Origin of the sequence: Allobosea sp. 2RAB26 (assembly GCF_052115465.1) — a bacterium.
Classification (GTDB): Bacteria; Pseudomonadota; Alphaproteobacteria; order Rhizobiales; family Beijerinckiaceae; genus Allobosea.
The window spans coordinates 1-15,039 of sequence record NZ_JBFRGS010000016.1; the positions used below are offsets into that span (position 1 = coordinate 1).

The 15,039-nt window shown below is 65.5% G+C and carries 15 protein-coding genes; 8 read left to right on the forward strand and 7 right to left on the reverse strand.

Annotated features, from left to right (window positions below; translation table 11 throughout):
- Positions 1-178: 178 nt before the first annotated feature.
- The gene (locus tag AB4118_RS25510; protein ID WP_441492373.1) at positions 179-568 is read left to right on the forward strand and encodes a helix-turn-helix domain-containing protein; all 390 of its coding nucleotides are present in this window, start codon (positions 179-181) and stop codon (positions 566-568) included.
- 222 nt (positions 569-790) lie between these two features.
- Positions 791-1,636, forward strand: coding sequence for a carboxylesterase family protein (locus AB4118_RS25515; protein ID WP_441492374.1), 846 nt, complete (start codon positions 791-793; stop codon positions 1,634-1,636).
- A gap of 72 nt (positions 1,637-1,708) precedes the next feature.
- Here the strand turns inward: AB4118_RS25515 and AB4118_RS25520 are convergent, their stop codons facing one another.
- The 5 genes from AB4118_RS25520 to AB4118_RS25540 form a co-directional block, all read right to left on the reverse strand.
- Positions 1,709-2,899, reverse strand: coding sequence for a M20 aminoacylase family protein (locus tag AB4118_RS25520; RefSeq protein ID WP_441492375.1), 1,191 nt, complete (start codon positions 2,897-2,899; stop codon positions 1,709-1,711).
- 114 nt (positions 2,900-3,013) lie between these two features.
- Entirely contained in the window at positions 3,014-3,793 is a 780-nt protein-coding gene (locus AB4118_RS25525; RefSeq protein ID WP_441492376.1) for an amino acid ABC transporter ATP-binding protein, read from the reverse strand.
- Positions 3,790-4,713: an amino acid ABC transporter permease gene (locus AB4118_RS25530; RefSeq protein WP_441492377.1), complete on the reverse strand. Its 924-nt coding sequence runs from the start codon at positions 4,711-4,713 to the stop codon at positions 3,790-3,792. Before AB4118_RS25530 ends, AB4118_RS25525 begins: the two co-directional genes overlap by 4 nt.
- The gene (locus AB4118_RS25535; protein WP_441492378.1) at positions 4,710-5,600 is read right to left on the reverse strand and encodes an ABC transporter substrate-binding protein; all 891 of its coding nucleotides are present in this window, start codon (positions 5,598-5,600) and stop codon (positions 4,710-4,712) included. Before AB4118_RS25535 ends, AB4118_RS25530 begins: the two co-directional genes overlap by 4 nt.
- 76 nt (positions 5,601-5,676) lie before the next feature.
- Entirely contained in the window at positions 5,677-6,639 is a 963-nt protein-coding gene (locus AB4118_RS25540) for a nitrate ABC transporter substrate-binding protein (protein ID WP_441492379.1), read from the reverse strand.
- Between the two features lie 98 nt (positions 6,640-6,737).
- Between AB4118_RS25540 and AB4118_RS25545 the strand changes: the two genes are divergently transcribed.
- Positions 6,738-8,063 carry an aminotransferase class I/II-fold pyridoxal phosphate-dependent enzyme gene (locus AB4118_RS25545; protein WP_441492380.1) on the forward strand — a complete coding sequence of 442 codons (1,326 nt, stop codon included), beginning with the start codon at positions 6,738-6,740 and terminating at the stop codon, positions 8,061-8,063.
- A gap of 89 nt (positions 8,064-8,152) precedes the next feature.
- On the forward strand, positions 8,153-9,190 hold the full coding sequence (locus tag AB4118_RS25550) for a DmpA family aminopeptidase (RefSeq protein WP_441492381.1): 1,038 nt from the start codon (positions 8,153-8,155) through the stop codon (positions 9,188-9,190).
- 23 nt (positions 9,191-9,213) lie between these two features.
- On the opposite strand, the gene rnk is transcribed toward AB4118_RS25550, so the two are convergent.
- Together rnk and AB4118_RS25560 are read right to left on the reverse strand one after the other, a co-directional pair.
- Positions 9,214-9,642, reverse strand: a complete 429-nt coding sequence (gene rnk / locus AB4118_RS25555) for a nucleoside diphosphate kinase regulator (RefSeq protein ID WP_441492382.1) — start codon at positions 9,640-9,642, stop codon at positions 9,214-9,216.
- Positions 9,643-10,200: 558 nt separating this feature from the next.
- A complete protein-coding gene (locus AB4118_RS25560; RefSeq protein ID WP_441492383.1) occupies positions 10,201-11,106 on the reverse strand; it encodes a dihydrodipicolinate synthase family protein in 906 nt (301 codons plus the stop codon).
- A gap of 108 nt (positions 11,107-11,214) precedes the next feature.
- On the opposite strand from AB4118_RS25560, the gene AB4118_RS25565 reads away from it, so the two are divergent.
- From AB4118_RS25565 to AB4118_RS25580, 4 genes are all read left to right on the forward strand, one after another.
- A complete protein-coding gene (locus AB4118_RS25565; protein ID WP_441492384.1) occupies positions 11,215-11,973 on the forward strand; it encodes a FadR/GntR family transcriptional regulator in 759 nt (252 codons plus the stop codon).
- Complete coding sequence (locus tag AB4118_RS25570; RefSeq protein WP_441492385.1) at positions 11,970-12,938, forward strand: tripartite tricarboxylate transporter substrate binding protein; 969 nt, start codon at positions 11,970-11,972, stop codon at positions 12,936-12,938. Before AB4118_RS25565 ends, AB4118_RS25570 begins: the two co-directional genes overlap by 4 nt.
- Before the next feature lie 102 nt (positions 12,939-13,040).
- Positions 13,041-13,514: a tripartite tricarboxylate transporter TctB family protein gene (locus AB4118_RS25575; protein WP_441492386.1), complete on the forward strand. Its 474-nt coding sequence runs from the start codon at positions 13,041-13,043 to the stop codon at positions 13,512-13,514.
- Positions 13,515-13,521: 7 nt separating this feature from the next.
- Positions 13,522-15,033: a tripartite tricarboxylate transporter permease gene (locus tag AB4118_RS25580; RefSeq protein WP_441492387.1), complete on the forward strand. Its 1,512-nt coding sequence runs from the start codon at positions 13,522-13,524 to the stop codon at positions 15,031-15,033.
- Positions 15,034-15,039 lie beyond the last annotated feature (6 nt).

Here is a 15,039-nt window from a genome sequence, read left to right on the forward strand (position 1 = left end):
TGGTGACCGTGTCACGATCGATCGCGATGCAGAAGGACCCAGCTTCGTGCCCGGGCGACAGAAACGCCCGGCCCTTCACCTTGACCGCCGGCATGCCATAGCTGGTTGAAATCCCGGCGCCAGGAAGCGTCAGTGCGTAGGCAACGGCCGCATCGCTGACCCGGCGCGCGATGCGACCATGCTGTGCAGCGCCTTCGGGCTGTCGCGCTCGGCGCTGTATCGCCTGTTCGCGCCACTGGGCGGGGGGTCGGACTATATCCGTCGACGCAGGCTGGAGCGCGCGCGTCTCGCGCTGAACGGAGCGTCGCTCGAACGGGGCGGCATCGGCAAACTCACGCGCAGGTTCGGCTTCTCCAGGGACCATGCCTTTTCGCGTGCCTCCAAGGCCCGGTTTGGGCGCGCGCCCCGTGAGGACGCCCATGGCGCCGGCCGAGCCCGGCGACGACAGTCCGGAGGCTTGGCTACGACGCCTGGACTGGTAGTCACTGACGGTATTTGCGGCCCCGCCAGTGGGCGGTGTGAACGAGCTGATCTGCTTCCGGAAGTCCTGAGCCGTCGCGAGGCGTGAGACCTTCGCAGGCGAGGTTGAGCCGCGTTCGCCGGCTGAGCCACGAAGCGATCTAGGGTCGCTCGCACACGACAATCCACAAAGCGGCTCGAAGGCCCATTGCCTGCTCTGAGCCCAAAGAAAATCTATCAGCTCGGCAGAGATTTGACCGTTTGTGAAGCGTCAGACGACGGCAGATGAAGAGGCGGTGAACCCTGAGATTTCGCAACCGATGAGGACACGATGCGCCGATTGCTCAATCTTGCCGCGACGCTGCTTGCGGCATTCACCATAGCCGGATCCGCGGCTCAAGGCGGCGAAATCAGGGAAGATCGGCGCATCTCCCAGCCATCGCCGGCGCAGTTGGCGGCGGTCGAGTCCCTCGTCAAAATGCCGATCGACGTATTCCAGCCGAGCGTCTTCGCCGGTCCCAACGGGCGCAGCATTCCCTATCGTCTGCTTTCGCCGGCCGCTCAAAGCCAAGCGAAGTTGCCGCTCGTCATCGCACTGCATGCATCGGGTGGGGTTGGCACCGACAATGTCAGCCAGGTTGGGCCTTTCATCCGGAGCTGGGCCGCTCCATCGATCGCCCGTGAATTTCCGGCATACGTCGTCGTGCCGCAATTTCCGACGCGCAGCGCAAACTATACTGGCGAAGGCATCAATCGGGCCGCAGCCCCGAGCGACCATCTTGTCGACGTTTTGGCTTTGGTCGAGGGTTTGAAACAGCGCTTGCCGATCGATCCGCAGCGGGTCTACCTAGTCGGGTTCTCAATGGGGGCGTCAGCGGCGATCATCGCCGCGGCAACGAAGCCCAAGACGTTCGCCGGGGGCGTCGCATTCTCGGGAGTTCCGCCGCAGCGCGGCCTGGCGAAACAAGCGGCGAAGGTCCCGTTCCTGATCGTCCATGGAACCGGCGATCGAGAGAATCCGTATGCCGCGTCGAGATCATGGGCCGATGCGTTGGCCAGGGCCGGCGGTTCGCCCATGTTCGTGACCTATGACGGGATGGACCATAAAGTCAGCCCGGACCAGTTCTTGGCGCCGGAATGGCGCACTTGGCTCTTCAGCCAGCGAGCGCCACGGTAGCGTTGCGCCGCACGTTGCCCCGGTGGAGCCTGGGGCATGGGGCGGCATGCGGAAAGTCGACAGGGCCGGGCTTTATCCGTTGGCCTGCAGATAGCGCTCGACGAGCCGGGCCCACATCGCGGCGCCGACGGTCAGGCTGTCATCGGCGAAATCATACTGCGCACTGTGCAGGATCGGTGAGTTGAGGCCGTTGCCGAGGCGCAGGAAACTGCCTGGCCTGTGCTCGAGGAAATAGGCGAAGTCCTCGCTGCCGGGAATCAGCTGGCAGGTCGCGACCTTGTCGGCGCCGACCAGCTCCTCGGCGACCATGCGCGCGAAGCCCGTCTCGGCCTCGGCGTTGACCACGACAGGATAGCCGCGCTCGTAGTCGATCTCGATCGACGCGCCGTGGCCTTCCGCGACCGAACGCGCGAGCCTGACGATGCGCTCCTCCAGAAGGTCGCGAATCTTCGGCTCGAACGAGCGTACGCTGAGCGCCAGCCTGGCCTCTTCGGGGATGACGTTGACGGCCTGGCCCGCATGGATGGTGCCGACCGTAACGACGGCGGTCTGCGTCGGGTCGATATTGCGCGACACGACGGTCTGCAGCACGACCACGAGATGACAGGCGACCACGACCGGGTCGATGGTCAGATGCGGCCGCGAGGCGTGGCCGCCCTTGCCCCTGATCGTGATCGTGACCGTGTCGGCGGCGGCCATCATCGGACCTGACCGCAGCAGGATCGTGCCCTCCGGCGCGCCGGGATGGTTGTGCAACCCGAAGATCGCATCGATGGGGAAACGCTCGAACAGCCCGTCGGCAATCATCGCCTGGGCGCCGCTGATCTTGCCTGCTTCCTCGGCCGGCTGGAAGATCAGCGTCACCGTGCCGTCGAAGCGGCGGGTGCGGGCGAGGTATTCGGCCGTACCGAGCAGGACGGCAGTGTGCCCGTCATGGCCGCAGGCGTGCATCTTGCCGGGCCGAAGGCTGGCATAAGGAAGGCTGGTCTCTTCGGTGATCGGCAACGCGTCCATATCGGCGCGGATCGCGATGCTGCCCTTGCCGGTGCCGCTGCTCAGGCGCGCCACGACACCATGGCCGCCGACATTGCGGGTTACCTCGTAGTCCCAGGCCGTAAGCTTGTCGGCGACATAGCGCGCGGTCTCGATCTCCTCGTGGGAGAGTTCCGGGTTGGCGTGAAGGTAACGGCGCGTCGCCCTGAGATCGGCCTCCATGGCCTCGAAATCGGAGACGCGGGCGAAGCTGTTGTCGAGCGCGGACATGATCTATCTCGGTCTTTGCGGATGCGACCCGGCACTGGCCGGATTACTGCGGCTAGCGCATCGGTCCGAAACGCGGATCGCGGTTTTCGGGAATGCCGATGCAAACAAAGGAGGTCAGAGGAAGCGCGACAGGAAGGCCTGGGTCCGCGGATGGCGCGGATTGTCCATCACCTCTTCCGGTCGGCCCATTTCGACGATCTTGCCGCCATCCATGAACACCACCCGGTCGGCGGCCTCGCGCGCGAAGCCGATCTCGTGCGTGACCACGATCATGGTGAGCCCCTGGCGGGCGAGATCGCGCATCGTCGCCAGGACTTCGCCCACCAGTTCGGGGTCGAGCGCCGATGTCGGCTCGTCGAACAGCATCAGTTTCGGCTTGATCGCCAGGGCGCGGGCGATGGCGACGCGCTGCTGCTGGCCGCCGGAGAGCTGGCGCGGATAGCTTGCCGCCTTGTCGGAAAGGCCGACCCGATCAAGCAGGTCGAGAGCCTCGGCCGTCGCGTCCTTGCGGCTCACGCCATGGACGCCGATCGGCGCCTCGATGACGTTCTCCAGCGCCGTCATGTGCGGATAGAGATTGAACTGCTGGAAGACCATGCCGATCTTGCGGCGCTGGCGCGCGATGCCATTGCCCGTGAGCTTCTGCAGCCGGCCGTTGCGCATCCGGTAGCCGATCTGCTCGCCATCGACCTCGATGAAGCCCCGGTTGATGGCTTCGAGATGGTTGATGCAACGCAGGAAGGTCGACTTGCCCGAACCCGAAGGCCCGAGGATGACGACGACCTCACCCGGCATCACGTCGAGGTCTATGCCCTTGAGGACCTCGAGATGGTCGAAGGACTTGTGGATGTCGCGGGCCCTGACGAGCGGCGTGGTCGCTGCAGCGGCGGTCAATGGCTTGCCTCCTGCACGGCCGGCAGCGGAGCAGCCGCGCCGTCGCGGCGTTCGCCTCGGCTGTAATAGGCCTCGATATAGCTCTGGCCGACATTGAGGATCGAGGTGATCAGCAGGTACCAGAGGACCGCAACCAGCAGCATCGGGATGATCTCGAAGGTGCGGTTGTAGATCGACTGAACCGAGTAGAGCAGATCGGCCATGGCGATGACGCTGACGAGCGAGGTCGCCTTGATCATGCTGATGAGCTGGTTCCCGGTCGGCGGCACGATCGAGCGCATGGCTTGGGGAATGATGATCCGCCGCAGCGCCCGGCCCTTGGTCATGCCGAAGGCCTCGGCGGTCTCGGCCTGGCCGCGATCGACCGAAAGCAGGCCGCCACGGATGATCTCCGCCATATACGCCGCTTCGTTCAGCGCGAGGCCGACGATGGCAGCGGTGACGGGGGTGATGACCGAGTTGGTTTCCCAACTCGCCAGGGTCGGCCCGAACGGGATCGCGAGCGAGATCTGGGGGAACAGCGTCGAGAGATTGTACCAGAAGATCAGCTGCACGAGCAGCGGCGTGCCACGGAAGAACCAGATGAACAGCGACGCGGAGGAGCTCGCGAGAGTGTCCTTCGACAGCCGCGCGATCGCCAGGACGAGCCCGAGCGCGGTGCCGATCACCATGGCGACGACCGTCAATCCGAGGCTGACCGAGAGGCCGTTGAGCACGGTGCGGTCGAAGAAATAGGCGGCGACGACCGGCCAGCCGAAATTCTCGTTCCTGGCGACGATCAGGCCGAAATCGACGACGATTATGGCCGTGACCGCCCAGAGGATCAGGCGGCCGATCGGGAACGGGGCGTGCGCGTTGGTCACGTCCCTCGGGTCGGCGCCGCCGGAGCGCGGCGCGGTCATCGCGGGCGTGCCGCTCATTTCGGCAGGGCCCCACCGAGATTGAGGCCGGGCTCCTTGAGCATGTTGTTCCCGAGGCCCCATTTCTTCATGATCGCGGCATAGGTGCCGTTATCGATCAGGATCTTGACGGCATCGCGCAGGACCGGGCCGAGTGGCGAGCCCTTGGGAACGACGGCGCCCTGATAGAGATCCTCAAACCCGTTGCGTGCACCGACGCCGGTGAGTTCAAGCTGGCCGTTGGCCTGAGCGACGAAATAGGTGAGGGGCGCCTGCGAGGAGAAGAAGGCATCGGCGCGCTTGGAGCGGACTGACAGGATAGAGCTCGGCTGATCGGAGTAGGACTGCACCTCGATGGGGCTCTTGCCGTCCGCCTTGCACTTCTCTGCCTGGACCTGGATGACGCGCTCGGCCGAGCCGCCGGCCATGACGGCGATGCGGTTGCCGCAGGCGGTGTCGAGCGAGGTGATGCCCTTGGGATTGCCCTTCTGCACGGCGAAGACGACGAATTCCTGGACCCAGTCGACGAAGTCGTTGGCTTCCTGCCGGCTCTTAAAATCGCCGACCGGGCCGAAGGCGAACTGGTAGCGTCCGGCATTCACGCCGGCGAGCAGGGCAGGCAGGCCTCCCACCGTCGCATGCTCGATCGTGACGCCCAGAACCTGACCGATGGCATCGGTGAGGTCGGAACTCGCACCACTCATCTCGGTGCCGGTGACGATCTCGTAGGGCGGGAAGGAGCCGTTATTGACCGAAATCATCTTGCCCTTGCTGCGCAGCGTCTCAGGCAGGCGCGCCCGCAGCTCCTCGTTGACCGTCTGCTTCGCGATCGTGCCCTGCTGGGCCAGCGCGGATCCGGCCAGCGTCAATCCGGCGAAGGCGATGGAGGCAATCAATCTGAAATACATGGTGCTACTCCCCATTCTTGTCTGAACTTGCAGGCCGGGCGGTGGCGCCGGCCTGTCGCAACGCTTCTCGGGCGTGTCAGCGGGTCCGCGCTTGCCGCGGGAAAAGCTCGGCCGGTGTCAGCAGGCGCGGCAGGATCTTCTGCTCATGGAGCTCGGTCGCGAAATCGGCGATCATGACTTCGTTCTCGGCGAAACCGCTCGCGCTCCACGAAGAGGGCAGATCGCGGGCGCAACGGCGCAGCTCGTCGAACATCCAGGGTGTCGTATCGGCGTATTTCTCGCGCTTCTCGAGCCAGAGCCGCTGCGACTCGTCGATCAACGCACTGAGCTCGTCCATGATCCAGGGGTGGTCGCGGACGAATTCGGCTTTGAAGCCGATCAGGTGCATGCCCGGGATGTAGCCGACCTCGTGGAAATAGGTGGTCTCCGCCGCCCGGAAATCCTCGAGCACCTGACGGAACGGCGAGGCCGGATCGAAGAAGCCCTTGGGCATGAAGGGAGTGAAGACGGCATCGAGCCCGCCATCCCGCAGGAGATCCACCATCGGGCGCTCACCCGGAGCAGCCTCGATCCGACCGGGACGACCGAAGCCGTCGAGGCGGTCGGTGATCGGGTGAGCCTCGGTCAGGCGCCCGGCATACCACATGGCGTCCTCGACGCCGACGCCTTCGCGGCGCACGGCGGCGCGGGTCCACGTGTTGCCGGAATCGCGCCAGCCTGTGACGCCGATCTTCTTGCCGGCAAGGTCGGCGAGCGTGCGGATCGCGCTGTCCTTGGTCGTCACGATGCAGCGATGACGAAAGCCGCGCATGATGAAGTTCGGCATGCCGACGATCTTGTCGTTGCCGTCATGGCGCAGCTGGGCATAGCGGCTGAATGACAGCTCTGCGGCATCGTAAGCTTCGTCGGTGGCCAGATCGCCGACCAGTGTGCCGACGCGATCGACCTGGATCTTCAGGCGGGGCGAGGAGACGTCGCCAAGAACGAGCGGGGTCATATAGTCCCAATCGCGGAGTGCAAGGCGCAGCGTCACAGCCATGTTGGCAACTCTGAAAAGCTCTCGACAGGCCAAGTGCTAAATGTTCAAAAATGACTGCGCAAATGTTATTATGTTATTGAACATTAAATGGCCGGCAGATGAACAGCTCGATCAGCGCCGACTGGCTCGCAAGGACGATCGCTGATCGCAGCATCCGGGGCATCGCCCTGGAGACCAGCGCGCTGATCAGGGCGGGGGCGCTGCCGGTCGGGGCGCGGCTGCCGGCGATCCGCGACATCGCCTATGAAATGAAGGTCAGTCCCGCGACGATCTCCGAGGCCTGGAGCGAATTGCGCCGCCAGAAGATCATTCGCGGCCGGGGGCGCAACGGCACCTGGGTCAGTGGGGACCGCTTCATTGCCCAGCCGGAACGGCTGGCGAGTTCCGGCGACTACGGCGCCGGCGTGCTGAACCTGTCGCTGGCAATTCCCGACATAGCCCTGCTGCCACCGCTCGCACCGGCGCTGGCCCATGGCGCAACGGTCGAAAAGCTCAACAGCTATGAACGGAGCCGGGTCGTACCGGAACTGCGCGAGGCGGCCGAAGCGCGCTGGCCCTATCGACCGGAAGCATTCCTCGCCACCAATGGCGGTTACAATGCCGTCTACAATACCCTGCGCGCCCTTGTGACGCCGGGCTCGGCCGTCGCGATCGAGCATCCGACTGCCATGCGGCTGCTCGATATCCTCGAGGATCTTGGCGTCAGGATCGTGCCTGTGGCCTGCGACGAGCACGGCCCCCTGCCGGCCTCGCTCCGCGCCGCGGCGAAGGAACGGCTTGCTGCATTCGTGTTCCAGCCGAGACTGCACTCGGTTACGGGGCAGACGGTCAGCGCTGAGCGGCTCGCGCTGATCGGCGACATCCTTGCGGAGAGCGATGCGCTGATCATCGAGGATGACGGCGTGGCCGACATCTCGGGGGCACCGCCCGCGTCACTCGGCGTGCGCTTTCCGGAGCGCACCATCCATATCGTCTCCTATTCGAAGACCCTCGGGCCCGATCTGCGGCTCGCGGTGCTGTCGAGTTCGGCTGCGATTGTCGAACAGGTCCAGTCCTACCGGGCCTTCAGCGCGGGCTGGACGAGCCGCCTGCTCCAGGGCGCAACCTCCTGGCTGCTGCGTGACGAGGCGAGTCGGGATATCGTGGCGAAGGCCCGCACCGTCTACCAGCAGCGGCGCGACAGGCTGGCTGCGGCGCTGGCCGCGCGCGGCATCCGCACCGCGCCCGGAAGCGGCCTTTGCCTGTGGGTTCCGATCATCTCGGAGCCCTTCGCCATGGTGACGCTCGCCGCGCGCAACATCGCGGTCAATCCCGGCAGCAAGTTCTCAGTCCTGCCCAGCGCGCATATCCGCGTCGCGACCGCGACCCTGACCGATCGCTATGAGGAAGTCGCCGATGCGATCGCTCTCGCCCGGTCCCCCTGATCGCGGGAACGGGCCTGCGTTCCGGTGCTGGCGGATGCCGGGGTTTGCGCTATAGCCGGAAGTATCGTCAGCCAGCCGGATTGCCGCCCATGCCTGCCCGCGCCCGTTCCCTTGGTTTGATCTGCGGCTCGCTGCCGCCCGGCCCGCTCAATGCGATTACCGATGTTGCCGGCGTCCGTGTCGGCCACAGGACCATTTGCGACGGGGATATCCAGACCGGGTTCACGGCCATCCTGCCCCACGGCGACGATCTGTTCCGCGAGAAACTGCGCGCCGGTGTCGATGTCATCAACGGCTTTGGCAAGAGTGCCGGGCTGGTGCAGGTCTCCGAACTCGGCCAGATCGAAACCCCGCTTCTGCTGGGAAACACATTGTCGGTCGGAACTGGCTTCAATGCCCTGGTCACGCGCGCGCTCGCGGCCAATCCCGACATTGGCCGGACGACCGGAACGGTCAATCCGGTCGTGCTCGAGTGCAATGACGGTTTTCTCTCAGACATTCGGGCGCGCGTTCTGAGCGAGAGCGACGCCTTCGCGGCACTTGATGCTGCTATGGCAGGCCCGGTCGAGGAGGGCGCCGTCGGCGGCGGGACCGGCATGAGCGCCTTTGGTTTCAAGGGCGGCATCGGCACGGCCTCGCGCCTGCTCAGGCTGGACGGCAGGGATTATACGCTCGGCGTGCTGGTCCAGGCCAATTTTGGCAATGCGGGAGACCTGGTTCTGCCTGATGGCCGCCGGCCCGTTCCGCCCGCCATGCCGCACGCGGCCGCGCCCGAGCGTGGGTCCGTCATCATCGTGGTGGCGACCGATATTCCGATGGAGTCGCGGCAGCTGACGCGCGTTGCCAGGCGGTGCGGTGCGGGGCTGGCGCGGCTCGGCGCATTCTGGGGCAATGGCAGCGGCGATATCGCGCTGGCCTTCAGCACGGCCGGCCGCATCAGCCATCATGAGCGCGCCGATCTCGCGCCGATGGTCGTGCTCAACGAGAATCGAATCGATCTGCCGTTTCGCGCGGCCGCCGAGGCGACCCAGGAGGCCGTCCTCAACGCCATGCTCGCCGCGCCGGCGGTGGCGGGGAGAGACGGTCATGCGAGGCCTTCGCTCGCCGACGTTCTCGGCCGCTCCTGAGGACTCGCTGTCGCCCGTCGCAATCAGGCCGGTTGCGGCGCGCCATCGGCCGGATCGCGGACGGCCTGAACCGTCAGCCGCTTCACGTCGCCGCTGCGCGTCGTCCAGTTGATGGATTGGCCGACCGAGAGGCCGATCAGAGCGGTCCCGATCGGGGTCAGGATCGAGATCTTGCCCTGGGCAATGTCGGCCTCGGGCGGATAGACCAGGGTGACGGTCGTGGTCTTGCCCGTGACCTCGTCCTGGAACAGCACTTCGCTGCCCATGCGGACGGCGTCGGCAAGCTGGCGCCCCTTGGCGAGAACGCGGGCGCGCGCCACTTCGTCCGCGAGTTCCGCGGCGACATCGGGAAAGGTGTTGGTCGCCGCAATCGCGAGCTGGGTGAGCTTCTCGTGATCGATTGCGGTCAAGGTGATGCGGGGCTTTGCCCCGCCGGAGGTCCGGTTGGTCATGTGAACATCGTCCTGAATGAATGCGCGCCCGCAGGCCTCGCGTAGCAGTGGAAAATTGCGCGCAGGCGAGCTTGCACGATGCCGGACAATGGCGTCGGGGGGCTCTCTGCCTTCGGCAGACGCTTTCGTCGCTTGCGCTGATGGATGGGTTTGCGGGGCGTTGCCCGCTTCGACCTTAAGTCCGGAATGATGCCGATTCGGCGCCGGAAGGCCGACCGCCCCGAACCCGAGGCGCGCGGCGCGACGAATCCGGGGCTAGTTGCCCGCGATCAGGTTACCTGCCCGGTGCAGGCCGCGACGGAAATTGGAGAAGCGCGCCATCATGACTCATGACTTAGGCTCGCCGCCCGAATTGTCAAATCACAAGCCTGCCGGAAGGCCGCGGTCGCGGAGCGCAACGCTGCTCTGAGACGCGGGGCAAGGCAGGCGGGCCGACTCCGTCAGGCCCGATCACGACGCTCGATCATCAGGCCGGTATCGCATCCGGTCCATGATCCAACCTTCTGTGTTTGCATCGGCATTCCCGAAAAACCGCAATCCGCTTTTCGGGCCGCTGCCTTAGGCCGCAGCGCTGTAGGGGCCGAGCTGCGCGGCGTGCCGCCGCACGAGTTCCAAACCGAATTCCGTCGGGCGCAGAGCGGGGGACCGGTCGTGAATGGCAAGACCGGCGCGCTCGCCGAAGAGGCGCTTGCCGTAGCAGAGCAGGCTCTCGATCGACTGCATGATGAAGACGATTGCAGGCGAGACGTCGCGATAGGCGGCCTCCGCGCTGGGCTCGTCTCCAGCCATGAAGTGGTTATAGGCGCGTAGCGAGTGATCGATCGTGTCGGGGGCCAGGATCATGCCCGCGCAGCCGGCGCGCAGGTTGTCGACCAGTTCGAGGCCGCCGCGACCGTTGAAGACGGGAAGCCGCCCTTCCGTGGTCGTGATCAGCTGCCGAATGTCCACGGCTGGGCCTTCACCCTTGATCAAGCTGATATTCGGATGGCGCGACACCAGTTCGCGGATGTCTTCGGCCGAGAGGCCGCGCCCCATATAGGCTGGTGCATTCTGGATCGCGACGGGCAGGGAGGTCGCGTCAGCGACCCGGCCGAAGAAGCGGATATATTCAGCCGCTCCAAAACTGCCGACCATCGGCGGCTGCAGGATGACCCAGTCGGCCTTCGCAGCCTCGGCTGCCCTGACCTGCTCGATCTGTTCCGCGACGGACGAACCGTAGATCGTGAAGGCGAGCGGCACGCGTCCGGCAGTGTCCTCGGAAACCCATTCCATCAGCGCCAGGCGCTCGGACTGGGTCAGTTTGGACACTTCGGTGGCGAGGCCGAGCGCGGCCATGCCGTGCACGCCCAGCGCAAGGCAGAGCTCCGTCTGGCGGCGCATCGCTGCCCGGTCAAGCCGCTCCTGCTCGTCGAACAAGGCGTAGACCATGGCATGAATGCCGGCGAAAGGCGGCGCGAAGCCCATCTCGTATCCTCACGGTAGCGTATCGTTTCGAAGATCAGATGTTAAACATCAGATGAATAGTTGCAAGCGAAACCCGAGCGTGGCAATTTCATGAAAATGGAGGGTCGAATGTCCCAGGCTCATGGCATGCGGAAAGGCGCGAAGCCCGGAAAGATCGGCGCGATGGTCTCCGCGCTCGGCGCTGCGATCGTGCGCGGCGAGATCGCGCCGGGGGCGGTACTGCCTCCCGAGCACGAACTGGAGGCGCATTACCGGGTTGGCCGCAGCGTCGTCCGCGAGGCGATGAAGACGCTGACTGCGAAGGGGTTGGTGAGCGTCCGCCCGCGCCACGGCACGCATGTTCGTCCGGCCCAGGACTGGATGCTGCTCGACAGCGATGTCCTGGGATGGGTGCGGAACAGCGGGGGGCTCGACCGCAGCCTGTTGCTCGCATTGGAGGAAACCCGCGCGATCATCGAGCCGGCAGCGGGTGCCCTCGCGGCGCAGCGCGCAACGCCTGAGGATGTCTGGCGGATCAATGCCGCGCTTGCGGCGATGGACGACGGCCAGTTCGACCCGCAGGCAGCGATTGCGGCGGACAAGGCTTTTCACCTCGCCATTCTCGAGGCCACACATAACCCGGTGCTGCGCAGCTTTCGCGGCGCAATCGATGCGATCCTGAGCGCCATCTTCGACATCACCGTCGGCGTCTTCACCGGCAACCTGCCGAACCATGCCGCCGTTGCGCGTGCGATCGAGGCCCGCGACGCAAAGCAGGCGCGCGAAGCCATGGAAGTCCTGCTTGGTTACACCTACGGGCACCTGCTCTCGGACGGCGCAATAACGCCGCCGGATCTCAAGAAATCCACCCTTGGAGAAACGCCATGACATTCAAGACCCTGATGCTCGCCGCAGCGATGACGGCGACGAGCCTTGCCGCGTCCGCCGCCTGGCCGGAGCGGCCGGTCACCCTGATCGTGCCCTGGGCCGCCGGCGGCGGCACCGATGCCGTTGCCCGCATTCTCGCGGCGGGGCTGGAGAAGGAGCTCGGCAAGCCGGTCAATGTCGTCAATCGCACCGGTGGTGGCGGCGTCGTCGGCCATACCGAGATCGTCAATGCCAAGCCGGACGGTTACACGATCGGTCTGGCCACCGCCGAGGTGACGACCTTCTACTGGTCGAACACCGCACCCTTCACCTATGAGAAGCTGACGCCGCTGGCGCTGGTGAACTTCGATTCCGCCGCGTTCAACGTCGCGTCCAACAGCCCCTGGGCCAGTCTGCGCGCGGCGCTGGACGACATCCGCAAGCAGCCGGTCGGCCATTTCAAGATGTCGGGCATGGCGGCAGGAGCCGCCTATCACCTCGCTTTTGCCGGGCTGCTGCAGCTCGAGGGCATCGACCCGAAGAGCGTCGTCGTCGTGCCGAGCCAGGGTGCGGCGCCTGGTTTCCAGGAGCTGGCTTCCGGCGGCGTGCAGATCGTCCCGTCATCGCTGCCCGAGGGCAAGCCGATGATCGATGCAGGCCGCGTCAAGTCGCTGGCCGTGCTCTCGAAGGAGAAGACCTCGGCCTTCCCGTCGGTGCCGACGGTCAAGGACGCGATCGGCAAGGACTATGAGGGCGGTACCTGGCGCGGCCTTGCGGCTCCCGCCAATCTGCCGGCCGAGGTCACGGCACGTCTTGTCGAGGCGACCGACAAGGTGGCGAATTCCGACAGCTACAAGGGCTTCCTGGCCGAGCGCGGCTTTGGCTATGCCTTCGCCAAGGGGCCGGCCTTCGGCAGCTTCCTCGCCGAGCAGCACAAGCGCAATGGCGAGATCATGGGCGCGCTCGGCCTGCGCCTGCGCCAGTAGCGCCAGCCGAAGCCAGCCCGGCCCCGCGCCGGAGCATGACGCGGCGCTGGCTTGCCCGCGCCGCGTCCACCCCATCGTGTCCTTCGCGCCGGGCAGGTCTCCATGAAATTCAACGATCTCTTCGCCGGGCTGGTGTTTCTCGGGCTGGCCGCGCTCGTCGCGACGGCATCCTGGCATCTGCCGAACCCTTCGCAGCAACCGCTGGGCCCCTCGGCCTTCCCGCTGATCCTGTCCGGATTGCTGGCGCTTTGCGCCGCGATCCTCGGGGTCAATGGCGCTCGCGCGGTCGACCGCGGCCCGATGCTGGCCCTGGCCGACTGGGCACGCAGCCCTGCGGCGTTGATGAAGCTCGCGCTCGTGCCGGCCGCAGTGCTGTTCTACCTCTGGTTCTCGGAGGTGTTGGGCTTCCTCATCACGGCACCGCTGATCCTCTTCGTGCTGTTCATGGCGGGCGGGGTCCGGCCGGGCCTGGCACTCGCGCTCTCCCTGCTCGCGGCGCTTGCGATGCATTCGATCTTCTATCTCGGTCTCGGCGTGCAGCTGCCGTGGGGGCCCCTCGAACCGATCCGCTGGTGAGGCTGCCATGCTCGATGCCTATGTCACCGCGCTGGGGATGGTGCTCGATCCCTATGTGCTCGCTGTCATCACCGCCTCGGCCATTTACGGCCTCATTGTCGGATGCATTCCCGGCCTGTCCGCCACGATGGCGACAGCGCTTCTGGTGCCGCTGACCTTCTTCATGCCGCCCGTCCCGGCCATCGCCGCGATCGTCACGACCAGTACGATGGCAATCTTTTCCGGCGATATTCCGGGCTGCCTGCTGCGCATTCCCGGCACGCCGGCCTCGGCGGCCTATGTCGACGATTCCTACCAGATGACGCTGCGGGGCGAGCCTGAGCTGGCGCTCGGCATCGGGCTCTGGTTCTCGGTTCTCGGTGGCCTGTTCGGAACCGCGGTGATGATGGCGGCGTCCCCGGCCATCGCCGATTTCGCGCTTGGCTTCGGCTCGGTCGAGTTCTTCTGGATCGTCATGCTCGGTCTCGGCGGGGCAGTCTTCATTGGCTCTTCGACGCCGCTCAAGGCCTGTATCGCATTGCTGATCGGCCTGATGATCTCGCTTGTCGGCATGAACAATCCGGCCGGCCAGCCGCGCTTCACCTTCGACTCCACCGAGATGCTCGGCGGTGTCTCGCTGATCCCGATGATGGTCGGCATGTTCGCCTGCTCGGAGGTGATGCGCCACATGATCTCGGACGGAAGCGCGCCGCAGATCGTCATCAAGAAGATGGGGCCGATCTTCGCCAATATGTGGCGGCTGACCAAGCAGTACCCGTGGCAGCTTGTTCGCGGCAGTGCGCTCGGGACCGTCGTCGGCATCCAGCCCGGCAGCGGCGCCGACATGGCGGCCTGGATGTCCTATGCGATGAGCAAGCGCTTCTCGAAGACGCCCGAGAAATTCGGCACGGGTCACCCCGAAGGACTGATCGAGGCAGGAGCCTCCAATAACAGCTCGCTTGCCGGCGCCTGGATTCCGGCTCTCGTCTTCGGCATTCCCGGCGACTCGATCACCGCGATTGCCATCGGTGTCCTGATGATGAAGAACATGGCGCCGGGGCCGACGATCTTCGTCAACAATCCCGAGAACGTCTACGCGCTGTTTCTCGTCTTCGTCATTGCCAACCTGTTGATGCTGCCGCTCGGCTGGGCGATTATCAAGGTGGCCTCGCGGGTGCTGCAGGTGCCCCGCAAGATCCTGATGCCGATCATCCTGCTCTTCGCCATCGTCGGCTCCTATGCGATCAACAACTCGCTCTTCGATGTCGGGCTGATGCTGGCCTTCGGTGCGCTTGCCTTCGTGCTTGAGGAGAACGGCTTTCCGATTGCGCCGGTCATTCTTGGCGTGGTGCTCGGCCCGCTGCTGGAGGAGTATTTCATCAACTCGATGATCAAGTCCGACGGCAGCCTGATCGGCCTGGTCAATCGACCGATCGCGGCGGTGCTTGCGGCGGTGACGGTCGGGATCATTGCCTGGACGATCGTCGCCTCGCTGCGGGCGCCGAAGCATCCGGCAAGGCCGATGCCGCTGGACCTGTGACGCCGC